The following is a 1,029-nucleotide window of genomic DNA, read 5'->3' on the forward strand; positions in this document are numbered from 1 at the left end:
GAAAGTGTTGAATAAGCATAGAAAAAACTCGCTCTGCGACTGCATCCCACTGCACTAACAAAATTCAAAATGATAATAGGTTCGTACAGCAATCCTAGATAAGTCGTGAACAAAAAAAACGAACCGCAAAGGACGCAAAGGACGCAAAGAAAAAAAAGAGAAGAAGAGGAGGATGTTCATATCCTATTTAGGAAGGCTGTAACACTCCACTCGCCTAATGTACCCTATGGCTCACTCGTAAATCCTATAATTTTTTAAATCTGTTGAGAGGACGCCGGAAGCAAGGGAGAATGATTAAGCCCATTGTTTCAGAGAATTGTATCACCTTAAATTTCTCTTCCTTGATTCTATAATCTGTGAATCAACACCGTAATATTCAGCAGCTTGAGACATATCATACATCAGTAAATTTTCGTTTCCTAGTTCTTTTCTAATTCCAGGTTTAGATAGATATACATCAAGAGCTTTTATAATTTCTGATCCTACAGCCTTAGCTAATAATGGTGGAACTGAATTTCCTATTTGTCGAAATCCATGCCATTTTGTGACATGAAATCTGAACCAATCTGGATAAGAATGTAAACGTGCAGCTTCACGCACAGTAATACATCTTGGAGTAGATGGGTGAATTGGTCTAGCAGAAGTAAATGCTCCTCTATTACTTGGTGTTCCTGCTCTAAGTGTATTGCATATTCCTTCACAAGCAAGTTTATAAAAGCGGCTAATAGGTTCTGTTTTCCCAGGAGGAGTAGCTTCAAATCTTTTGATAGATTGAAAAGTATGCTTTGTTCTTAAACTTGAAGTGAGCATTCTAGAGTCATATTTACGCTCATATGAATAATCATTATCTGTATCGCAAAGACCACGAAGTTGTCTACTGTAATCACTTGGTTTACCAAATTCTGCTATCACCGAATCTTTTTCAAAAAGTTCTATATAATCTTCGATTTCAGGTAAATCGCCAATTGCATCCCAAACTGTTGGACTTAATGGTAGTTGGTTTTGAAAAGCTGTTTTATTTAATTTTGC

Annotated in this window: 1 protein-coding gene; it reads right to left on the reverse strand. The window is 36.5% G+C overall.

Translation table 11 applies throughout. The features are described from left to right. Positions 1–321: 321 nt before the first annotated feature. Positions 322–1,029 (reverse strand): DNA cytosine methyltransferase (locus AC5590_RS34825; RefSeq protein WP_169269015.1); only part of this gene is annotated, 708 nt, incomplete at its 5' end.

Source organism: Brasilonema octagenarum UFV-OR1 (assembly GCF_963888615.1).
In the GTDB taxonomy this organism is placed as follows: domain Bacteria; phylum Cyanobacteriota; class Cyanobacteriia; order Cyanobacteriales; family Nostocaceae; genus Brasilonema; species Brasilonema sennae.